This window comes from Pseudoalteromonas sp. LC2018020214 (assembly GCF_016598755.1).
In the GTDB taxonomy this organism is placed as follows: Bacteria; Pseudomonadota; Gammaproteobacteria; order Enterobacterales; family Alteromonadaceae; genus Pseudoalteromonas; species Pseudoalteromonas distincta.
Window position 1 is genome coordinate 2,592,482 of the sequence record NZ_CP066804.1, and the last position, 16,542, is coordinate 2,609,023.

17 protein-coding genes are annotated in these 16,542 nt (G+C 38.9%); 3 read left to right on the forward strand and 14 right to left on the reverse strand.

Features of this window, described 5'->3' with window-relative positions:
- Positions 1 to 20: 20 nt before the first annotated feature.
- From clpB to rluD, 3 genes are all read right to left on the reverse strand, one after another.
- Positions 21 to 2,597, reverse strand: coding sequence for an ATP-dependent chaperone ClpB (gene clpB, locus JG479_RS11520; RefSeq protein ID WP_200219358.1), 2,577 nt, complete (start codon positions 2,595 to 2,597; stop codon positions 21 to 23).
- A 96-nt stretch (positions 2,598 to 2,693) separates the two neighbouring features.
- Positions 2,694 to 3,425, reverse strand: coding sequence for a peptidoglycan editing factor PgeF (gene pgeF / locus JG479_RS11525; protein WP_138489448.1), 732 nt, complete (start codon positions 3,423 to 3,425; stop codon positions 2,694 to 2,696).
- On the reverse strand, positions 3,425 to 4,402 hold the full coding sequence (rluD, locus tag JG479_RS11530; protein WP_002962209.1) for a 23S rRNA pseudouridine(1911/1915/1917) synthase RluD: 978 nt from the start codon (positions 4,400 to 4,402) through the stop codon (positions 3,425 to 3,427). Before rluD ends, pgeF begins: the two co-directional genes overlap by 1 nt.
- Positions 4,403 to 4,543: 141 nt before the next feature.
- On the opposite strand from rluD, the gene JG479_RS11535 reads away from it, so the two are divergent.
- On the forward strand, positions 4,544 to 5,308 hold the full coding sequence (locus JG479_RS11535; protein ID WP_002962210.1) for an outer membrane protein assembly factor BamD: 765 nt from the start codon (positions 4,544 to 4,546) through the stop codon (positions 5,306 to 5,308).
- A gap of 50 nt (positions 5,309 to 5,358) precedes the next feature.
- Here the strand turns inward: JG479_RS11535 and glnB are convergent, their stop codons facing one another.
- Positions 5,359 to 5,697, reverse strand: a complete 339-nt coding sequence (gene glnB, locus JG479_RS11540; protein WP_002962211.1) for a nitrogen regulatory protein P-II — start codon at positions 5,695 to 5,697, stop codon at positions 5,359 to 5,361.
- 160 nt (positions 5,698 to 5,857) lie between these two features.
- On the opposite strand from glnB, the gene JG479_RS11545 reads away from it, so the two are divergent.
- Positions 5,858 to 6,421, forward strand: a complete 564-nt coding sequence (locus tag JG479_RS11545; RefSeq protein ID WP_149603004.1) for a GspH/FimT family pseudopilin — start codon at positions 5,858 to 5,860, stop codon at positions 6,419 to 6,421.
- A 79-nt stretch (positions 6,422 to 6,500) separates the two neighbouring features.
- Positions 6,501 to 7,031 (forward strand): GspH/FimT family pseudopilin, encoded by a 531-nt coding sequence (locus JG479_RS11550; RefSeq protein ID WP_024596577.1) that lies wholly within the window; start codon positions 6,501 to 6,503, stop codon positions 7,029 to 7,031.
- 6 nt (positions 7,032 to 7,037) lie between these two features.
- On the opposite strand, the gene JG479_RS11555 is transcribed toward JG479_RS11550, so the two are convergent.
- The 10 genes from JG479_RS11555 to lspA all read right to left on the reverse strand — a co-directional run bounded on the left by JG479_RS11555 (position 7,038) and on the right by lspA (position 16,531).
- Positions 7,038 to 7,454: a type IV pilin protein gene (locus tag JG479_RS11555; protein ID WP_024596576.1), complete on the reverse strand. Its 417-nt coding sequence runs from the start codon at positions 7,452 to 7,454 to the stop codon at positions 7,038 to 7,040.
- Between the two features lie 9 nt (positions 7,455 to 7,463).
- Entirely contained in the window at positions 7,464 to 10,685 is a 3,222-nt protein-coding gene (locus tag JG479_RS11560) for a pilus assembly protein (RefSeq protein WP_200219359.1), read from the reverse strand.
- A gap of 1 nt (position 10,686) precedes the next feature.
- Positions 10,687 to 11,190, reverse strand: a complete 504-nt coding sequence (locus JG479_RS11565; protein ID WP_024596574.1) for a hypothetical protein — start codon at positions 11,188 to 11,190, stop codon at positions 10,687 to 10,689.
- Positions 11,178 to 12,155 carry a PilW family protein gene (locus JG479_RS11570; RefSeq protein ID WP_200219360.1) on the reverse strand — a complete coding sequence of 326 codons (978 nt, stop codon included), beginning with the start codon at positions 12,153 to 12,155 and terminating at the stop codon, positions 11,178 to 11,180. Before JG479_RS11570 ends, JG479_RS11565 begins: the two co-directional genes overlap by 13 nt.
- 1 nt (position 12,156) lies before the next feature.
- Entirely contained in the window at positions 12,157 to 12,717 is a 561-nt protein-coding gene (pilV, locus tag JG479_RS11575) for a type IV pilus modification protein PilV (protein ID WP_200219361.1), read from the reverse strand.
- Positions 12,718 to 12,902: 185 nt separating this feature from the next.
- Complete coding sequence (locus JG479_RS11580; RefSeq protein ID WP_200219362.1) at positions 12,903 to 13,604, reverse strand: LytR/AlgR family response regulator transcription factor; 702 nt, start codon at positions 13,602 to 13,604, stop codon at positions 12,903 to 12,905.
- Complete coding sequence (locus tag JG479_RS11585) at positions 13,601 to 14,635, reverse strand: sensor histidine kinase (RefSeq protein WP_200219363.1); 1,035 nt, start codon at positions 14,633 to 14,635, stop codon at positions 13,601 to 13,603. Before JG479_RS11585 ends, JG479_RS11580 begins: the two co-directional genes overlap by 4 nt.
- Positions 14,636 to 14,664: 29 nt before the next feature.
- The gene (gene ispH, locus JG479_RS11590; RefSeq protein ID WP_002958232.1) at positions 14,665 to 15,594 is read right to left on the reverse strand and encodes a 4-hydroxy-3-methylbut-2-enyl diphosphate reductase; all 930 of its coding nucleotides are present in this window, start codon (positions 15,592 to 15,594) and stop codon (positions 14,665 to 14,667) included.
- Positions 15,594 to 16,034, reverse strand: a complete 441-nt coding sequence (fkpB, locus tag JG479_RS11595; protein WP_149603010.1) for an FKBP-type peptidyl-prolyl cis-trans isomerase — start codon at positions 16,032 to 16,034, stop codon at positions 15,594 to 15,596. Before fkpB ends, ispH begins: the two co-directional genes overlap by 1 nt.
- On the reverse strand, positions 16,031 to 16,531 hold the full coding sequence (lspA, locus tag JG479_RS11600) for a signal peptidase II (protein WP_007376920.1): 501 nt from the start codon (positions 16,529 to 16,531) through the stop codon (positions 16,031 to 16,033). The genes fkpB and lspA overlap by 4 nt, the downstream gene beginning before the upstream one ends.
- Positions 16,532 to 16,542 lie beyond the last annotated feature (11 nt).

Below are 16,542 nucleotides of genomic sequence, written 5' to 3' on the forward strand. Positions count from 1 at the left end.
TAGAGTTTAATTATTTACAATCAGCGTTTGGTAAATACCAAAGCGTCGTCATTTGCATCAATAACAATCACGCTACCTGGTATGTAGTCCCCATTAAGTAGCTTTTGTGCTAGCGGATTTTCAATCGTTTGCTGAATAGCCCGCTTAAGCGGGCGTGCACCGTACACAGGATCAAACCCACTTGCTGCAATTCGCTCAAGTGCAGCATCGCTTATTTCAAGCAGATACCCCATCTCTGTTAAACGCTCACGTAATTTCATTAACTGAATATCAGCTATTTCTTTTATATGCTCGTTTGCTATCGGGTGGAATACAACAGTCTCATCAATACGGTTAATAAACTCAGGTCTAAACTCATTAATCAATACTTCCATTACTTTAGCTTTAAGGGTCGTATAGTCATTATTACCCGCTTGTTCTTGGATAATATCTGAGCCTAAATTTGATGTCATGATAATAACCGTATTTTTAAAATCAACGGTTCTACCTTGTCCGTCAGTTAATCGGCCATCATCTAACACTTGCAGTAAAATGTTAAACACATCTGGGTGTGCTTTTTCTATTTCATCAAGCAATATAACTGAGTAAGGTTTACGACGAACAGCTTCTGTTAAATAACCGCCCTCTTCATAACCCACATAACCTGGAGGTGCGCCCACTAGGCGTGCAACTGAGTGCTTTTCCATAAACTCAGACATGTCGATACGCACCATGGCATCTTCGGTATCAAACATAAAACCAGCCAGTGCTTTTGTAAGCTCGGTTTTACCCACACCAGTTGGACCTAAAAACAAGAAAGAACCAATTGGGCGATTAGGATCTGCAAGTCCTGCACGTGAGCGTCTTATTGCGTTAGCAACAGCAACGACCGCTTCATCTTGCCCTATTACTTTACTGTGTAACTTATCTTCCATTTGCAGCAGCTTTTCACGCTCACCTTGTAGCATTCTTGCAACAGGAATACCTGTCCAGCGAGATAAAATTTCAGCAATTTCATCCTCACCTACTTGGTTTTTAAGCAGAGTCATTTCTTGCATTTCGGCTTGTGAGGCTAAATCAAGTTTTCGTTCAAGCTCTGGAATTCGCCCATATTGCAGCTCTGACATACGCTGTAAATCACTTGCTCTTCGCGCTACATCTAAATCTAATCTTGCTTGTTCAAGCTCGGCTTTAATTACTTGTGTACCTTGAAGCGATGCTTTTTCAGCATTCCAAATTTCGTCTAGCTCACGATATTGCCCATCAAGGTCGGTGATCAACTCTTGCATTTCGGTGCGACGCTTTTGACTCGCCTCATCTTTTTCTTTAGCAAGTGCATTATCTTCTAATTTTAATTGGATAATACGACGCTCAAGCTTATCTAACGACTCTGGTTTTGAATCAATTTGTAATCGAATCGAAGAACCCGCTTCGTCTATTAAATCAATTGCTTTATCTGGTAACTGACGATCGCTAATGTAGCGGTGAGATAACTGCGCCGCAGCAACAATCGCGGGATCAGTAATTTCTACTGAATGATGTAGCTCATATCGCTCTTTTAAGCCACGCAATATTGCAATGGTATCTTCAACCGACGGCTCTTCAATGAGTACCTTTTGGAATCGACGCTCAAGTGCTGCGTCTTTCTCTATATATTTACGGTATTCATCAAGCGTGGTTGCGCCAACACAGTGTAACTCACCGCGTGCTAAAGCAGGTTTTAGCATATTACCCGCATCCATTGCGCCATCACTTTTGCCTGCACCCACAATAGTGTGTATTTCATCAATAAATAAAATGACTTGGCCTTCTTCTTTAGCCAATTCGTTTAACACTGATTTTAAACGCTCTTCAAATTCACCGCGATATTTAGCGCCCGCAACTAGTGCTCCTAAATCAAGCGATAAAACACGTTTGTTTTTTAATCCTTCAGGTACTTCACCATTAATAATACGCTGTGCTAAACCTTCTGCTATTGCTGTTTTACCAACACCTGGCTCACCGATTAATACAGGGTTATTTTTAGTACGGCGTTGTAGTACTTGAATCGTGCGGCGAATTTCGTCATCACGACCAATAACAGGGTCAAGCTTACCTTGCTCTGCTCGCTCAGTTAGATCAATCGTGTACTTTTCAAGCGCTTGGCGTGTTTCTTCGGCATTTGGGTCATCAACTTTTTGACCACCACGAATCGCTTTAATTGCGGTTTCAATTTTAGTGGAGGTAATATTTAACGATCTGAATATATCGCCAAGTGGACCTTTATCGTCGCATGCTGCCAGTACAAACAATTCACTTGATATGTATTTGTCTTTGCGTTTTTGCGCATACTTGTCACATAGGTTAATAAGTGAAGCCATATTATTTGATAGCTGCACGTCGCCACCTACGCCTTCTACTTTAAATAGTTTTTCTATTTCTTGAGAAAGCTTGGTGTTAAGCTCATCCGCGCTGACCCCCGTTTGTGCAAATAACGCGCGCACACTAGAGCCGCTTTGCTGCAGTAGTGAATACATTAAATGTACGGGTTCAATAAATTGATGGTCGCGGCCAAGGGCTAGCGATTGCGCATCAGAAAGCGCAGATTGAAATTTACTTGTAAATCTATCTAAACGCATGGTGTTACCTATTAAATAATCTAATTGCTTAATTAATGGGTATGTTTAGGTGTTTGTTCAAGGTGTAGAGAGAAATATAATAGCTAAAGGTGCTAATTACTTGCGCCAGATCAAACTTGCCATACGTCCGGTTTGTCCATCCCGTCGATAAGAAAAAAATAAGTCACTTTGAGAGACTGTACAATAGTCGCCGCCTGTAATATTTTTAACGCCTTGCTGGGTAAGTAAAGTACGCGCAATGCCATAAATATCAGCAAGATATTTGCCATTAGCTTGTGGTGTAAATGCTTGAATAAATGAAGAAGACCTTTTTTGAAATAACTCAAGCACTTCAGCCCCAACCTCAAATTGAGTTGGCCCAATTGCAGGCCCTAGCCAAGCATTTATATTTTCATACTTTGAGCTAAAACATTCTAAAGTATTTTTAATAATTCCCTGCTCAAGCCCTCGCCAGCCGCCATGTATAGCTGCAACTTCCTTCTCATCGTCACTCACTAATAAAATAGGTAAGCAATCGGCAGTCATTATAGCCAAAGGCTGATTTAATAACTGAGTATAAAGCGCATCAGCATTGTGTAACTTATTAGAGTCAAAATGTTCATCAACAATAACAACATCAGAGCTATGAACTTGATTTAGCCACACGGCAGGTTTAGGTAAGTGTTTGGTTAATAGTGAGCGGTTTTTTGATACATGATCTTGATTATCTCCAACATGGTATCCCAAATTGAAACTTTTAAATGGGGTTTTTGAAACACCACCTCCACAAGTAGTACTTAACGTTCCTACTTTATGAAGGTTTTGCCATGTCGCTGACAATAAGTGCATTATCTATCGATATCAGGATTAGCTTTAGTATCTTCACGTAGTGCATGTGTCATAGCAACCATATCATCAGGGATAGGTGCTTGCCATGTCATCATTTCACCCGTGATTGGATGCGCAATGCTCAATTTTACAGCATGTAGTGCTTGGCGTCTAAAGCTACGAAGTAACTCAAATAACTCAGGTGTTGCACCTTTAGGTGGACGCGGACGGCCGCCATAAGATTGATCGCCAATTAGCGGATGATTTAAATGCGCCATGTGCACACGAATCTGGTGAGTACGGCCTGTTTCTAGGCGCAGACGTAAACGAGTATGAGCACGAAATTTTTCAGCAACACGATAATGTGTAATTGCCGGTTTGCCCAGTTCATGTACGGCCATATGCGTACGCTGAGTAGGATGACGGCCAATCGCTTTTTCAACCATACCACCTGCAGTCATAGTACCATTACACAGTGCTTCATATTCACGCGTAAAGTTTTCACGCTTTTGCAGCGCTGTTACTAAATGCGTTTGTGCTGGAATCGTTTTAGCTACAACCATTAAACCGGTCGTGTCTTTATCTAAACGATGCACAATACCTGCGCGTGGCACGTTAATTATTTCAGGGTAGTAATGTAGCAATGCGTTTAACACTGTTCCATTAGGGTTACCCGCACCTGGGTGAACCACTAGGCCCATTGGTTTATTAATTACCAAAATATCATCGTCTTCATAAACAATGTTTAATTTGATATCTTGTGCTTCATATTCGCGTGGTGCTTCAATTGTTGTTTCAACACTTACAACTTCACCACCTAGTAGCTTTTCGCGTGGAGTGTTGAAAATTTCACCGTCTACAGTGATTTTATCATCCAAAATCCACGTTTTTATACGAGAACGTGAATAATCAGGGAACAATTGTGCTAATACTTGGTCTAGACGTTTACCACCTAATTCGGTTGGAACGTCGGCTTGAAGAGAAATTTGCTCTGACATTAGTAACTTTACCCAATTTACCAGTGCAAGCTTTGCTCGACTGGGTTAGAATCGCTTTTAATAAAAGCATAATATAATACGCATAGTTTACTCGGTTTTACCGACTTGGCCTAGCCGAAGACATCGAAGGTAACAAATAAAATGATAAATAAAATAGGGAAACGTGCATTTGCCATTGTTTTTTCAGTTTCTGTACTTAGTTTAGGCGCTTGTTCGTCTGCTCCAGACCAAGAAGACATTCAACGTGTACCGAATAAGTCTGCACACGCTTTATATGAAGATGCAAAAGAAACGCTAGATTCTGGTTTATATGCTCGTGCAATTGAACTTTTGAGTGCTATAGACTCTCGCTACCCATTTGGCCCATTCTCTAAGCAAGTACAAATGGACTTAGTCTATGCACATTATCAATCAGGTAATACTGAACAAGCACTTGCAACCATTGACCGCTTTATTCGCTTAAACCCAAATCATAAAGATTTAGACTACATGTATTACATGCGTGGTTTAGTAAATATTAAAGCAGATAAAAATGCGTTCCAAGAGTACTTTGGTGTAGATAGAGCCGACCGTGATGCTAACCGTACTCGTGTTGCATTTACAGATTTATCGACATTAGTAAAACGTTTTCCTAAAAGTGATTACGCGCCTGAAGCTAAGCGTCGTTTAGTGTGGCTTTTAAACCGTATGGCACGTTATGAATTAAAAGTAGCAACTTACTATTACGAACGTGAAGCTTATTTAGCTGCTGCTAATAGAGGTAAGTTTGTTGTTGAGCATTATTCACAAAGCAGTTACTTAGATCCCGCGCTTGAAATGATGGAGAAAAGTTACGACCAATTAGGTTTAACTGAGCTTAGTGAACACGCAAAGCAAACACGAAAACTAAATAAAAGAACTAAATAAATAAAAAAGGCGCTTACTAAAGCGCCTTTTAACTACATAGAAAAACAAGCTTAAATCGCTTCTTCATCTTCCTCTGCAGTACGAATACGTATTACACGCTCAACATCTGTGACAAATATTTTACCATCACCGATTTTTCCTGTTTGCGCCGTTTTTACAATAACTTCAATTGCACGGTCTACATCTTCATCAGTCAATACAATATCAAGTTTTACTTTAGGTAAAAAATCGACCATATACTCTGCGCCACGATATAGCTCTGTGTGACCTTTTTGACGTCCAAAGCCTTTAACTTCGCTTACCGTCATCCCCGTAATACCTACATCAGACAACGCTTCACGCACATCGTCTAACTTAAAAGGTTTGATAATTGCTTCTATTTTTTTCATATTAATTACTTTTGAAAGCTTCAGTTGCCTCGATTTTAGACAATCATGATGTTCATAGCAAACAAAGCGATTGAATTACGGTGATAAAACAACCGATCGTGGTATAATTTATTATATAAAAATAGCTATACTTAAATGACTAGCAGTAAATGAGATTAATATGAAAAACAAACAAAACGGGTTCACCCTTTTAGAACTCATGGTAACCGTTGCTATCGTTGGGATCATTGCATCAATTGCAATTTGGAATAGTAGCGATATGCTAGAAGAAAATAGAGCTGAGAACTTTTTGTTGGAATTAAAAAGAAATATTAGCTACGCCCGTGCTCAAGCTGCAAGTACGGATGAAATTGTTATCATATGCCCTGCTCCTATAAGTAAAGTTGAGATTAATCGATACTTTAAATGTCAAAGTTCATGGGGGGAGGATTCAATCATAACTCTCTTTGTAGATACTAATAATAACGGAATATATAACTGGAAAAAAGATACTATTTTACGCACCATGGAGCAGATAAATAGTATAGACAAGGTTAAATTTACTGGTGATAGTAGCCTTCGCTTTAATACTAGTGGGCGCATTACAACAAACCTAAACACCAGCGCTAACTTTGCTGGCTTTGTATACTGCCCCAATAATGACAATGAAAACAATAAAGCGCTGAATGTATCAGTATCTGGTACTGCTTTTTACCTTGGTGACACCACTGAAAAATGTGATTAAAAAATGCACAATTGTATCTTGTCATATTTGTATCATTTACTAGACTGAGTTAATCATTTATTAACTCAGGTCTTCAAGGATGAGATTATCAATATCAAAAAGTAAGGGAGTAACACTTCTCGAATTAATGGTATCTATGGCTGTTGTCAGTATTATCAGCCAATTATCTATGTGGTTTTACCCAGATTTTTTAGCTAAAAACCGCTTAGATAACCACGTAAACCTCCTACACCGAAATATAAATTATGGCCGTTTATATGCCATTGAAAATACTACTTACGTCACGCTTTGTGCACTAAAAGACAGTCAATGTACAAAAGATGAGTGGAATGGCCAAATGTCACTCTTTATCGACAAAGATAAATCAACCTCGTTAGATGATGATGAACTACTCTTGAGTACTTTTGAGGAGATCCATGAAGCTGACAGTCTTAAATACCCTCGCAGCGCAATTACGTTTCGTCCTGATGGTTCTTTGAATGGTTTTCAAAATGGTACTTTTATATATTGCCCCAACAGCAATAAGGCCAACCTCGAGGGGTTGGCCTTATCAGTAAGTCAAACTGGCAGAATACGTATTAAATCAACTGATAAGTGCCAGAAGAAGTAATCTAGGCTATCGACCCCAGCAATAACCAATATCGGTGTCTCCTTTAGACCCTTTTGCACCTTTGAGACCAATATCAGTGATTGAAAGCTCTTTACAATCAGTATCTCCTTTTACAGCACCGTCTATAGGCTTAGCTGTAATAGTGAAGGTATTACTATCAACTACGCTGATAGATAGTTCAAAGTGACCATTTTCGGTTTTACTTTGTAGCCCTAAGTCAGTAAAGGATTGCGTATACTCACGATTATCTACAAAATATTGCTCCTCTTTATTTGCAGCATCTAACAATGCTGCAGCAGCTTCAGCGCGCGAAGCACGCTTTACATATTCTGTATAATTGGGCAATGCAATTGAAGCAAGTATGCCTACAATTGCAACCGCTATCATCAGCTCAATTAAGGTAAACCCATGTTGTTTCTTCATTTAATTTCCTTAATTATTAACTTCGTCATTTTCTTCACGTTTATAGATATATGTTTGTTGAGTTTTAAAGCCAAACCCTACAGCATTATCATTAACCAATACAACTTTACCATCAACAATTGTTAAGCCAGGGCCCTTTATCTCAACAGGCTTCATTGGGTTTTCAGCATTTTCACCTTTGATACCCGGCCCAATTAGATAAAACTGACTTTCTTGTGTTACGTCAACTGTTGGGTTGTCATCACACTTACCATCTCCATTACCATCTACGCATGAAGGGCCTTCGCCAAAGTATAACTGAGGTGTATCTGGTACATCATAGCTGGTTGTAAATTTAAGGTCGTCATACACTTTCGTACCATAATGTAGGTGAAATGCGTATAAAGAACCACCACCACCACTTAGTGAACATTGGTTTTCAGTCGATGTATCTGATGCAGGTGTGAAACTTGTAAAATAAGCAACACCTCCAACAACTGTAGCAGCAGCTAGTGATTTTTCACCCGTTCCTAACTCATATCTCCAACCATTAAATTTAGCCAAGTCGACTTCTAAGTCAACAAAATCATCAACGTCATCTAGAGCATTACCAAATGGGTCTGAATTCATTTGCATCAAATCAGCAGGTTCAATAGTATCCGGTGCATTCGTTTTATATGATTTAGTAACTGTATTTTCATCTCTTATCATAAACAGTTGATCTTTTTCATTGGTACCGGTTGGTTTTGAGCGGTTACCACTACCAATAACTATTGCATCATACGGCGTATCTAAGCGTGTTATAACGGTACTACCATCAACTGTTGTCTCGCTTACTTTACTATAAATGGTTCGTGCAACGAGTGGTTTGTAAAAAAAGCGTCTGTCCTCAGTTGCTTTATTACTGCCAAGCTCAGCTAATTTAAAGTGACTAAATTCACTAGTACTAGTGCCTGGCATATCTATACGCCAAATATCTCCACCAGTATCTGCCGCATAAATTCGGTCTATATATCCATCATAATCTGAGTCAAGCGTGGTAATATCTGCAGCAATACTATGCTTACCTTTAAAGCCATTAATATCGGGTGTTAATGCCCATACTCTTTTACCTGTTTCTGCTTCAACAATGTAAATACCTCGCCCTGTACTATCTTCACTTTTAATCACCGCATCTTTGTTTGTATCGTACCCAGCACCAAAAATTAATAAAGGCTTGTCACCAAATGCTTTAAGGTAGGCTATTTGCGGTTTTGACCATGTTTGCGCAAGCTCTTTAAAATCACCTTTTCCGCCTTCTATTGGTGCGCTCCATAGTTTTTTAGGCTGATCGGGATTTGTTATATCCAGTGCGTAGTAGTTTTTACCACCTCGACGCATCCCTGCAAAAGCCCATACTTCATCATCACCACTCGCATCAATAATCCCGTCGTTTAAACCATCGCTATTTAAGTTTTTATTATTAAAATAAACGCTGATTGGACCATCCATACCATATTTTTTACCCGTTTCTTTGTTGCGCAGCGGTTGAATAATGCTGTACAGATCTGAGGGTATAAATGCCCAGCTTTCAGATACTTCATTATTTGTATCATCGTCTTTAAACATATGCAAAAAGCCAGCATTGGTACCAATAAGAATACGAATATCATCATTACCGTAATCAAGCGCAACAGGCTTTGAATGCAGAGGATCACCAAAAATATCATCTCTTTGATCCGTGGTATCGTTATCGTTATCTTCATCATCAACATCAATACCCATAGCCCATTTAATATCTGAACTAGATAAGCTAATTGGGTTATTAGTTATTAAATCAAGAATGTCACTAACAATCGATGTAGTAAATCGTACTATATCGCCTTGTTTATCTGTATATAGTGTTCTTCGTTCTTCTGCGTTGGTTCCTGTTAAGGTACTTAGTTGATAATTAACGCCACCTTGTGCTACTAAGTTCCCATCTGCTGACTTACCATCAGGAAGCCAAAATGTTTTTGCATCAGTGTCTATCAAACCATTAGAATCAAGCGCTACATTGCCTGCTGAATCAACTATGTTACTACCCGATACCTTTAACTTTTTTAAGTTACCGCCCCAGCGGGTATTTGTCTCTGGGTAAAACATTGCAAAATAAATAGCATCTCGACTACGGGTTTGATCTACGTTGTTACTAGCAACAGAGGGAGATGAAAAGCTATCATTTACTTCACGAATACGAGAAATTGCACTGTTTAATGATTCAGAAAGCTCATCTGGCGTACTTGCGGGCAAGTTTTCACCACCACCTAAAGAAGCAGCTCTGCGTAAAAGCTCTTGTCCGCTCGCACTCATACCAGAGCCAAAACCGATAGTATATAAACGGCCTGTTTCATGAATATCGGGAGTCGATGGGTATAAATCAACAGTAGTGTCGCTTGTACCATGAATAATTTTAGCCATTTGGTGTAGGTAACTACTGTAGTAACTATCCGTATTCCAGTTTAATCCTTCCCCAAAGTACTTCTCATGCTCTGCACTAATTTGGCTGTCACTATCATTATCACCAGATGGGTCGCCATCGGTCATATAAATGATATTTATCGAGTTGTCGCAGCGCTTAGCCTCAGCGGTGCTATCTGCAAAAGGCGATATGTAAGTATACTCATAATTATTTGTAGTTACATTTTCACACTCATAACTCCAGCGGCCTCTATTTCTAACCCAACCACATTCAAGCTGTGTAAACTCACTTCCAGTTCTTAACTCGACACTCGTATCACGTTCAAGAATTGTGGCCTCTAAGCCATATTGAACGTTTTGCCCTGTAATATATAAATAAGCTTCCCATAGAGTCTCAGTAAGCGGGGTTCCACCATCTGCAGGTAAAGATGCAACCGACGAACGTACAACTGATGAATCACTACCAACACCGTTAACAATGTAACCACCGGTCGTACTTTTAAAGCGCATTAAACCAAAGTCGATAGTATCTTCGTTATCAGAAATGACTTTATTCATCGCAAACTGCGCAGCAGCAAGGCGGCTATCAATACATAAATTATATAAGTTTAAAAAATTATTAAAACCACAGTTACCACCACTTGAAGATGAAAAAGCCATGCTTCCTGATGTATCAAAAATCAGTAATACTCGGGGCTTTTCTTCAACATCCACATCATGATTAACATAAAGCTCTATATCTTCAGCATAAACTGACGCACTTATTGTTAAGCCAAGTAAAGAGGCTAACACTTTGTTTAATTTTAATTTCATATTAAATCCCCTTACTTATGCTAGCCATTTCTTGCGCTACACCTGTAACAATGGTTAGTTCATGCTTACTTTTAGAGCCATATTCTATTGTCGTGGCGACCTGTAACATATTGCATGATATACCTGCAGTAAAATTAAAGCGTCGAGGACACTCTAGGTCAAGCGCACCTTTGTTTAGATTAACCATTTTGCTTTGCATACCATCATGTGTTGCGATCACCATGCCTTCTTTATCAGAGGCTGCAATCGAAGTGACTTCATCTGGACTCAAAAAAAACTGATTATTCGCACCTTTATTTGCTTCATCAGAAATCATGCGCTGTACTTCGCCAATAAGTTCATTTTCAGCCACCTCACGCTCTTGCGCTGCATTGGTAATTTTAATATCAATACTACTACTGCTCATAAGGGTCACCGCTATACCCGTCACTGCAATTACCATTATTAGAGCAGTGATCAGTACTACACCCTGCTGCTTTTTCTGTGATTGTTTTAAATACGCCATAAATTTGATCCAACATTATTTAATCGAATAGTCGTGGTAAACACTGTGCGTCTGAAACTATCGGTAAATTTCAATTCACGCTTGTCTTCATCTTCACCTAATATGTAAGTTTGGTTTTTAATTTTAACCCCAGGGTCTTGCTCCAATGCGCGTATTAATAAAAATACCTGTACTGTTAAAATACCCTTTCGATTTTCCCAATCAGTGTGCTCCATACTTTTAATACTTCGGTATGTATCTACACGATTGTCGCTGTTTGTATCGAGACCAAAAACAAACCGCATGTTTTCGACACCTTCCATAATAGTTTCTGTGGTGATATTTCCACCAACTAAGCGCTTTCTCATTAATGCAGGTACAGTTAGGTTCTTGTTATTTACTTTATATGTTTGCTCTGAAATATAATAAACATGATGGCTATACGGCCAAATAGAGGCATTAACAGAACTTCCTGTAATTTCACCTCGCTTGAACTGGGCTCTCTCTTGCTCCGCTATGAAATAGTTTTCACTCGTTTGAGTCTCACTTTCAGTTAATTGATTACCTTGTAAAAACTTTAACTGAATAATATCGGTACCTTTTACTGGACTCGTTACGCAGTTTAGTTCTTTTGAAGCATCTGCAACCTTCGCATAAATAGTTCTAAAGTTACTCGCAGTTGCCAAATCAGGAAAACTACCGTTATTTAGTCCTTCAAAACAGTCATTTAGCGGGTTTGATAATGCTTCTGTGTTTACCGAAGTAAAAGAATCATCATAATAAGTGCCCCAAAAGCCAATTTGTTCAATATCACGTTGCATTATGTTAATTGCAAGACGTCCTGATTCTTGAAGTTCACCAATAGTCATCGTATCTTTAGTGGTTACTTTCATACCTATATAGGTAAACATAACGCCGCCTAAAATTAACCCACCAATAAATAATGAAATCATCATTTCTACAAGTGTAAAACCTTTTTGCTTCATGTTAGCTCCTAAGGTAAATATAACTAGTTAAAACAACTAAACGGCGCTTTTTATCAGCCGTTCCACACTTGATGTCTCCAGTCGTACTATTTGCATTAAACTCTTGACGCCCTTGCCAAGATACAACGACCTCTAAATTAAATGCTTTACCACCTGTACCTGCAACTGCAGTAGCCGCAATACATACAGTTGCGTCATCTAAAGAGCCTGTGTTTTCCCTTGCTTTTATAGCTCTTTTCCATTGCTCAAGGTCTAGGGCTGCAACTTGCGCTGCGCTACAAGTGCTTGTAAAACACGTCTGTGAGGTTTTAGTTGAGGCTTCGCTATTAAATGTTTGTGTATATAGGCTAGCTATTTGCGGGGTATCGTTAGCACGGATACGCTGCACAATATCATTACCAAGTGCTACTGCAGCAGCACGCTGCATAGAATCAAAGCTTGCTTGCTTTGCTTTTGCTTGCAGGGCAACTGCGCCTAAAAGGCCAAAACTAAGAATAATAAATGCAATTAACACTTCAATTAGAGTGAAGCCTCTTTGCACTTTTGTTTGAGATGACTGCATAGTAGAACCAAATAAAAATTATCTGATTATAAGTTTATGCTATTTATTTGAGGAATCAATGAGGACTAAGACAAGCGGTTATATTTGTTGATAAACGGTTAATTAAATCTGTTTATTCAATAACACCGTTGATAATTAAAGCTCAAGTGTATTTAAATCAGGGGGAAGTTAATTGCAAGGTAAGCCTAAAGCGTATTTTTAACTAATTTAAGCTCGCGGCGGCTCACTGGCAATAACTCACTGCACCCTTGTAGCTCAATCATATGATTGCCATTCCCTTTTGAATGCAAGGCTATTACTTTTTGTTTATTCACTAAAGTATTGCGGTGAATTCGTAAAACATATGCGGGATATTGCAGCTCTAATTGCTTTAGGCTTTGCTCCAGTAAAGCTTCTCCACCACAGAATATCATTTTGGTATACTTTTCTTCGGCACTAAAATACAAAACATCATTTATATCAACACTACGTAGAGTACCCGCTAACTGATAAGATACTTTTACATTTTGTTGTTTTTGAATATGTACTTTATTTAAACGGCCTACTTGCTTAAGTACCTTCTGCAGTGATTGCTCTGAAATAGGTTTAACTAAATAACCTGCAGCGCTTAATTGTAAAGCATCGAAGGCATGCTCAGGGTGGGCAGTTATAAAAACAATAGCAGGCGGTAGAGTTAGACTATTGAGCTCATTAGCAACTTGCAAACCATTCATACCAGGCATATCAACATCTAAAAAAATCAAATCAGGCGTTTGCTTTTTAGCCAGTACTAGCGCTTCCTTACCATTACTTGCCTCACCTTGCACAACTATACTTTTATCGTGTGTTAACAAACGGATTAAGCGAGATCTCGCAAGAGGTTCATCATCAACAATGAGCACATTCATACACAGCCCTTAATTAGCTTAGGGATAACGACCTTGACCCTAAACACATCATTTTTATTAGTAATTGTTAGCTGCGCTTTATTTTTATAATAAATATTTAATCGCTGGCGAATATTTTCAAGCGCCATTCCGTTATTAGGCCTAGTTTGAGCATTAGAAATTGTTATAGGGTTAGAAACAATCATGGTTATATAGCCGGTAGTGATATGTAGCTCTACTTTTATTTCTGCACCATGTTCACTTGTTTCAACACCGTGGCATACTGCATTTTCAATTAATGGCTGCAGGGTTAAACAAGGAATACTCAATGCAGGTAGTTCATTGGGTATTTGCCAATCAACGCTTAAGCGATTACCGAAACGCCATGTTTCAAGTGCTATATATTGCTTACTCAGCGTTACTTCATCGTCAAGAGATACATTTTTCCCTGAGTGCATTGCAGCCTGCGATAAGGCGGCTAGTGCTAAAATAGCTTGCTCTGCCGCATCGGCGTCATGATGAGTAAGCTCTGCAGCTGTGTTTAAACTATTATATAAAAAATGAGGACGTATTCTAGCTTGCAAGGCATCAAGCTCAGCTCGAGAAAGTGCTTTAGTTTGTTGCTCTTTTTCAAAATGAATTAATAAAAATTGGACGAATAAAGCCGCTAATAAAGCCACTATAATACAATTACGAAGTGTGAAATAAATTAGGTTATTTGTATCATCTATATCAAAAGCAAAATGGGAAAATAAAATACTAAAAATACAGGTAGATAATAAAAAAAAGATAAAAAACAAACTTAATTGAAAAGTTTGGGTGCGCGTTTGTAAGAAAAATCTACAAAAATATAAAGCAGAGGTACCGACTAAAACAATTAAATGCATAAACAAACTGATGATCCCAAGTCGAAGCCAAATATCGCCTTCTACATTGGGTGCAAAGGCTAAAACAATAGCAATAACTTGAGAAACAATAAGCGAAGCTAGTACGCCTCGCTCATTAAAAAGAGCCGAAAAAAGCAAACCATCATTTTTTAGTGACTTGCTCATAACGACTCTCCTATAATCTAAATTTTAAATTAACGTAGCTCTACAGGAACAGCAAATACAATATTCTCTTCTTCGCCTGGGTTTTCAACAACCTGCGTACCACCAAGATCTTTTAATCGGCTTATAACTTGTTGTACAAGCACTTCTGGCGCAGATGCACCCGCAGTTACACCCACTGATTTAGAACCTGAAACCCACTGCTCTTGCACATCAGTTGCGTCATCAATTAAATAAGCAACAGTGCCCATTTTATCTGCAAGTTCACGTAAGCGATTAGAGTTAGAGCTGTTTTTAGCGCCAACAACTAATAGCACATCAACTTTGTCAGCTAGGTCACGAACAGCATCCTGACGATTTTGCGTTGCATAACAAATGTCATCTTTACGAGGTCCGTCAATTGATGGAAACTTATTGCGTAGTGCGTCAATAACATCTGCTGTGTCATCAACTGAGAGTGTTGTTTGGCTGCAATAAAAAAGATTTTCAGCATTTTTTACATTAAGCGCAACAACATCATCAACGGTTTCAACAAGATAAATACCACCGTCTGAGTTATCATATTGTCCCATTGTTCCCTCTACTTCAGGGTGACCATGATGTCCAATTAAAATACACTCAATACCTTTGCGACTCGCACGTGTAACTTCCATATGCACTTTAGTTACAAGCGGACACGTTGCATCAAATACTTTTAAATCACGACGTTTAGCCTCGCTGCGAACCGCTTGCGATACGCCATGTGCGCTAAAAATAACAATACTGTCGTCAGGTACTTGATCAAGCTCTTCAACAAATACCGCACCACGGCTTTTTAGTCCATCAACCACATAGCGGTTATGTACTACTTCGTGGCGAACATAAATTGGCTTTTCAAAAATATCTAAAGCGCGCTCAACAATACTAATAGCACGGTCAACACCAGCGCAAAAGCCGCGAGGATTAGCTAGTAATATTTCCATTAACCTTTCACCTCAATAATATCAACTTCAAAGGTTAAACGCTGGCCAGATAAAGGGTGATTAAAATCAATCGTTACCGACTCACCTTGCACTTCGCGAACTAAACCAGGAAGCTCAGTGCCATCAGGTTGAGTAAACGCAATAATTGCACCTACCTTAGCTGGTGTTTCTGGACCAAACTTACTACGGTCAACGTAGTAAATATTATCTGGGTTTGGTTGACCAAAAGCATCTTCAGGTTCTAATTCAAACGTTTTACTTTCGCCTGCAGTTAAACCTAATAAACACTTTTCGAAGTTTGCCGTTAAGCTGCCATCACCCATTGTTAATTTAGCAGGTTTGTTGTGCACCTTGGTAGAATCAGCGGCAGAGCCATCTTCTAATTTAATAGAAAAATGGAAAATAACTTGCGAGTTTTCACCAATTACAGCTTGGCTCATGCTTTATGCTCCTTTGGACTCTCGCCGGTGAAGGCGTCAAATAACAATAATGCTGCGCCAATACAAATAGCGCAATCGGCAATATTGAATACAGGAAAATGTGAGTCTTTATAAAAAACGTGAATAAAGTCGATTACATAACCATACGCAATACGATCGTATAAATTACCAATAGCGCCAGCAAGTACCAATGCATAAGCGCCGCATAGTACTTTATTTGTAGCAGGTAAGCGTTTTAGCCACCATACAAGCAAAGCACTAATAGCAATGGCAATTGCACTTAAAAACCAACGCTGCCAACCACCCGCTTCACTTAAAAAGCTATAAGCAGCACCATAGTTATGCACATAAGTAATACTAAAAACAGGGAGTAAGTTTATAGACTCTTGATAAGCCATAGTCCCTACAACAAGTGTTTTACTGGCAAAGTCTATTACTAAAAGTAATAGACTCAACCAAAGCCACACTAAACCACTTTTTTGGGCTAGTTTGCTCACTAAGAATAACT

Coding starts and splice junctions, on each gene's coding strand:
- clpB (WP_200219358.1), bottom strand. CDS start 2,597: ATGCGTTTAGATAGATTTACAAGTAAATTTCAATCTGCGCTTTCTGAT.
- pgeF (WP_138489448.1), bottom strand. CDS start 3,425: ATGCACTTATTGTCAGCGACATGGCAAAACCTTCATAAAGTAGGAACG.
- rluD (WP_002962209.1), bottom strand. CDS start 4,402: ATGTCAGAGCAAATTTCTCTTCAAGCCGACGTTCCAACCGAATTAGGT.
- JG479_RS11535 (WP_002962210.1), top strand. CDS start 4,544: ATGATAAATAAAATAGGGAAACGTGCATTTGCCATTGTTTTTTCAGTT.
- glnB (WP_002962211.1), bottom strand. CDS start 5,697: ATGAAAAAAATAGAAGCAATTATCAAACCTTTTAAGTTAGACGATGTG.
- JG479_RS11545 (WP_149603004.1), top strand. CDS start 5,858: ATGAAAAACAAACAAAACGGGTTCACCCTTTTAGAACTCATGGTAACC.
- JG479_RS11550 (WP_024596577.1), top strand. CDS start 6,501: ATGAGATTATCAATATCAAAAAGTAAGGGAGTAACACTTCTCGAATTA.
- JG479_RS11555 (WP_024596576.1), bottom strand. CDS start 7,454: ATGAAGAAACAACATGGGTTTACCTTAATTGAGCTGATGATAGCGGTT.
- JG479_RS11560 (WP_200219359.1), bottom strand. CDS start 10,685: ATGAAATTAAAATTAAACAAAGTGTTAGCCTCTTTACTTGGCTTAACA.
- JG479_RS11565 (WP_024596574.1), bottom strand. CDS start 11,190: ATGGCGTATTTAAAACAATCACAGAAAAAGCAGCAGGGTGTAGTACTG.
- JG479_RS11570 (WP_200219360.1), bottom strand. CDS start 12,155: ATGAAGCAAAAAGGTTTTACACTTGTAGAAATGATGATTTCATTATTT.
- pilV (WP_200219361.1), bottom strand. CDS start 12,717: ATGCAGTCATCTCAAACAAAAGTGCAAAGAGGCTTCACTCTAATTGAA.
- JG479_RS11580 (WP_200219362.1), bottom strand. CDS start 13,604: ATGAATGTGCTCATTGTTGATGATGAACCTCTTGCGAGATCTCGCTTA.
- JG479_RS11585 (WP_200219363.1), bottom strand. CDS start 14,635: ATGAGCAAGTCACTAAAAAATGATGGTTTGCTTTTTTCGGCTCTTTTT.
- ispH (WP_002958232.1), bottom strand. CDS start 15,594: ATGGAAATATTACTAGCTAATCCTCGCGGCTTTTGCGCTGGTGTTGAC.
- fkpB (WP_149603010.1), bottom strand. CDS start 16,034: ATGAGCCAAGCTGTAATTGGTGAAAACTCGCAAGTTATTTTCCATTTT.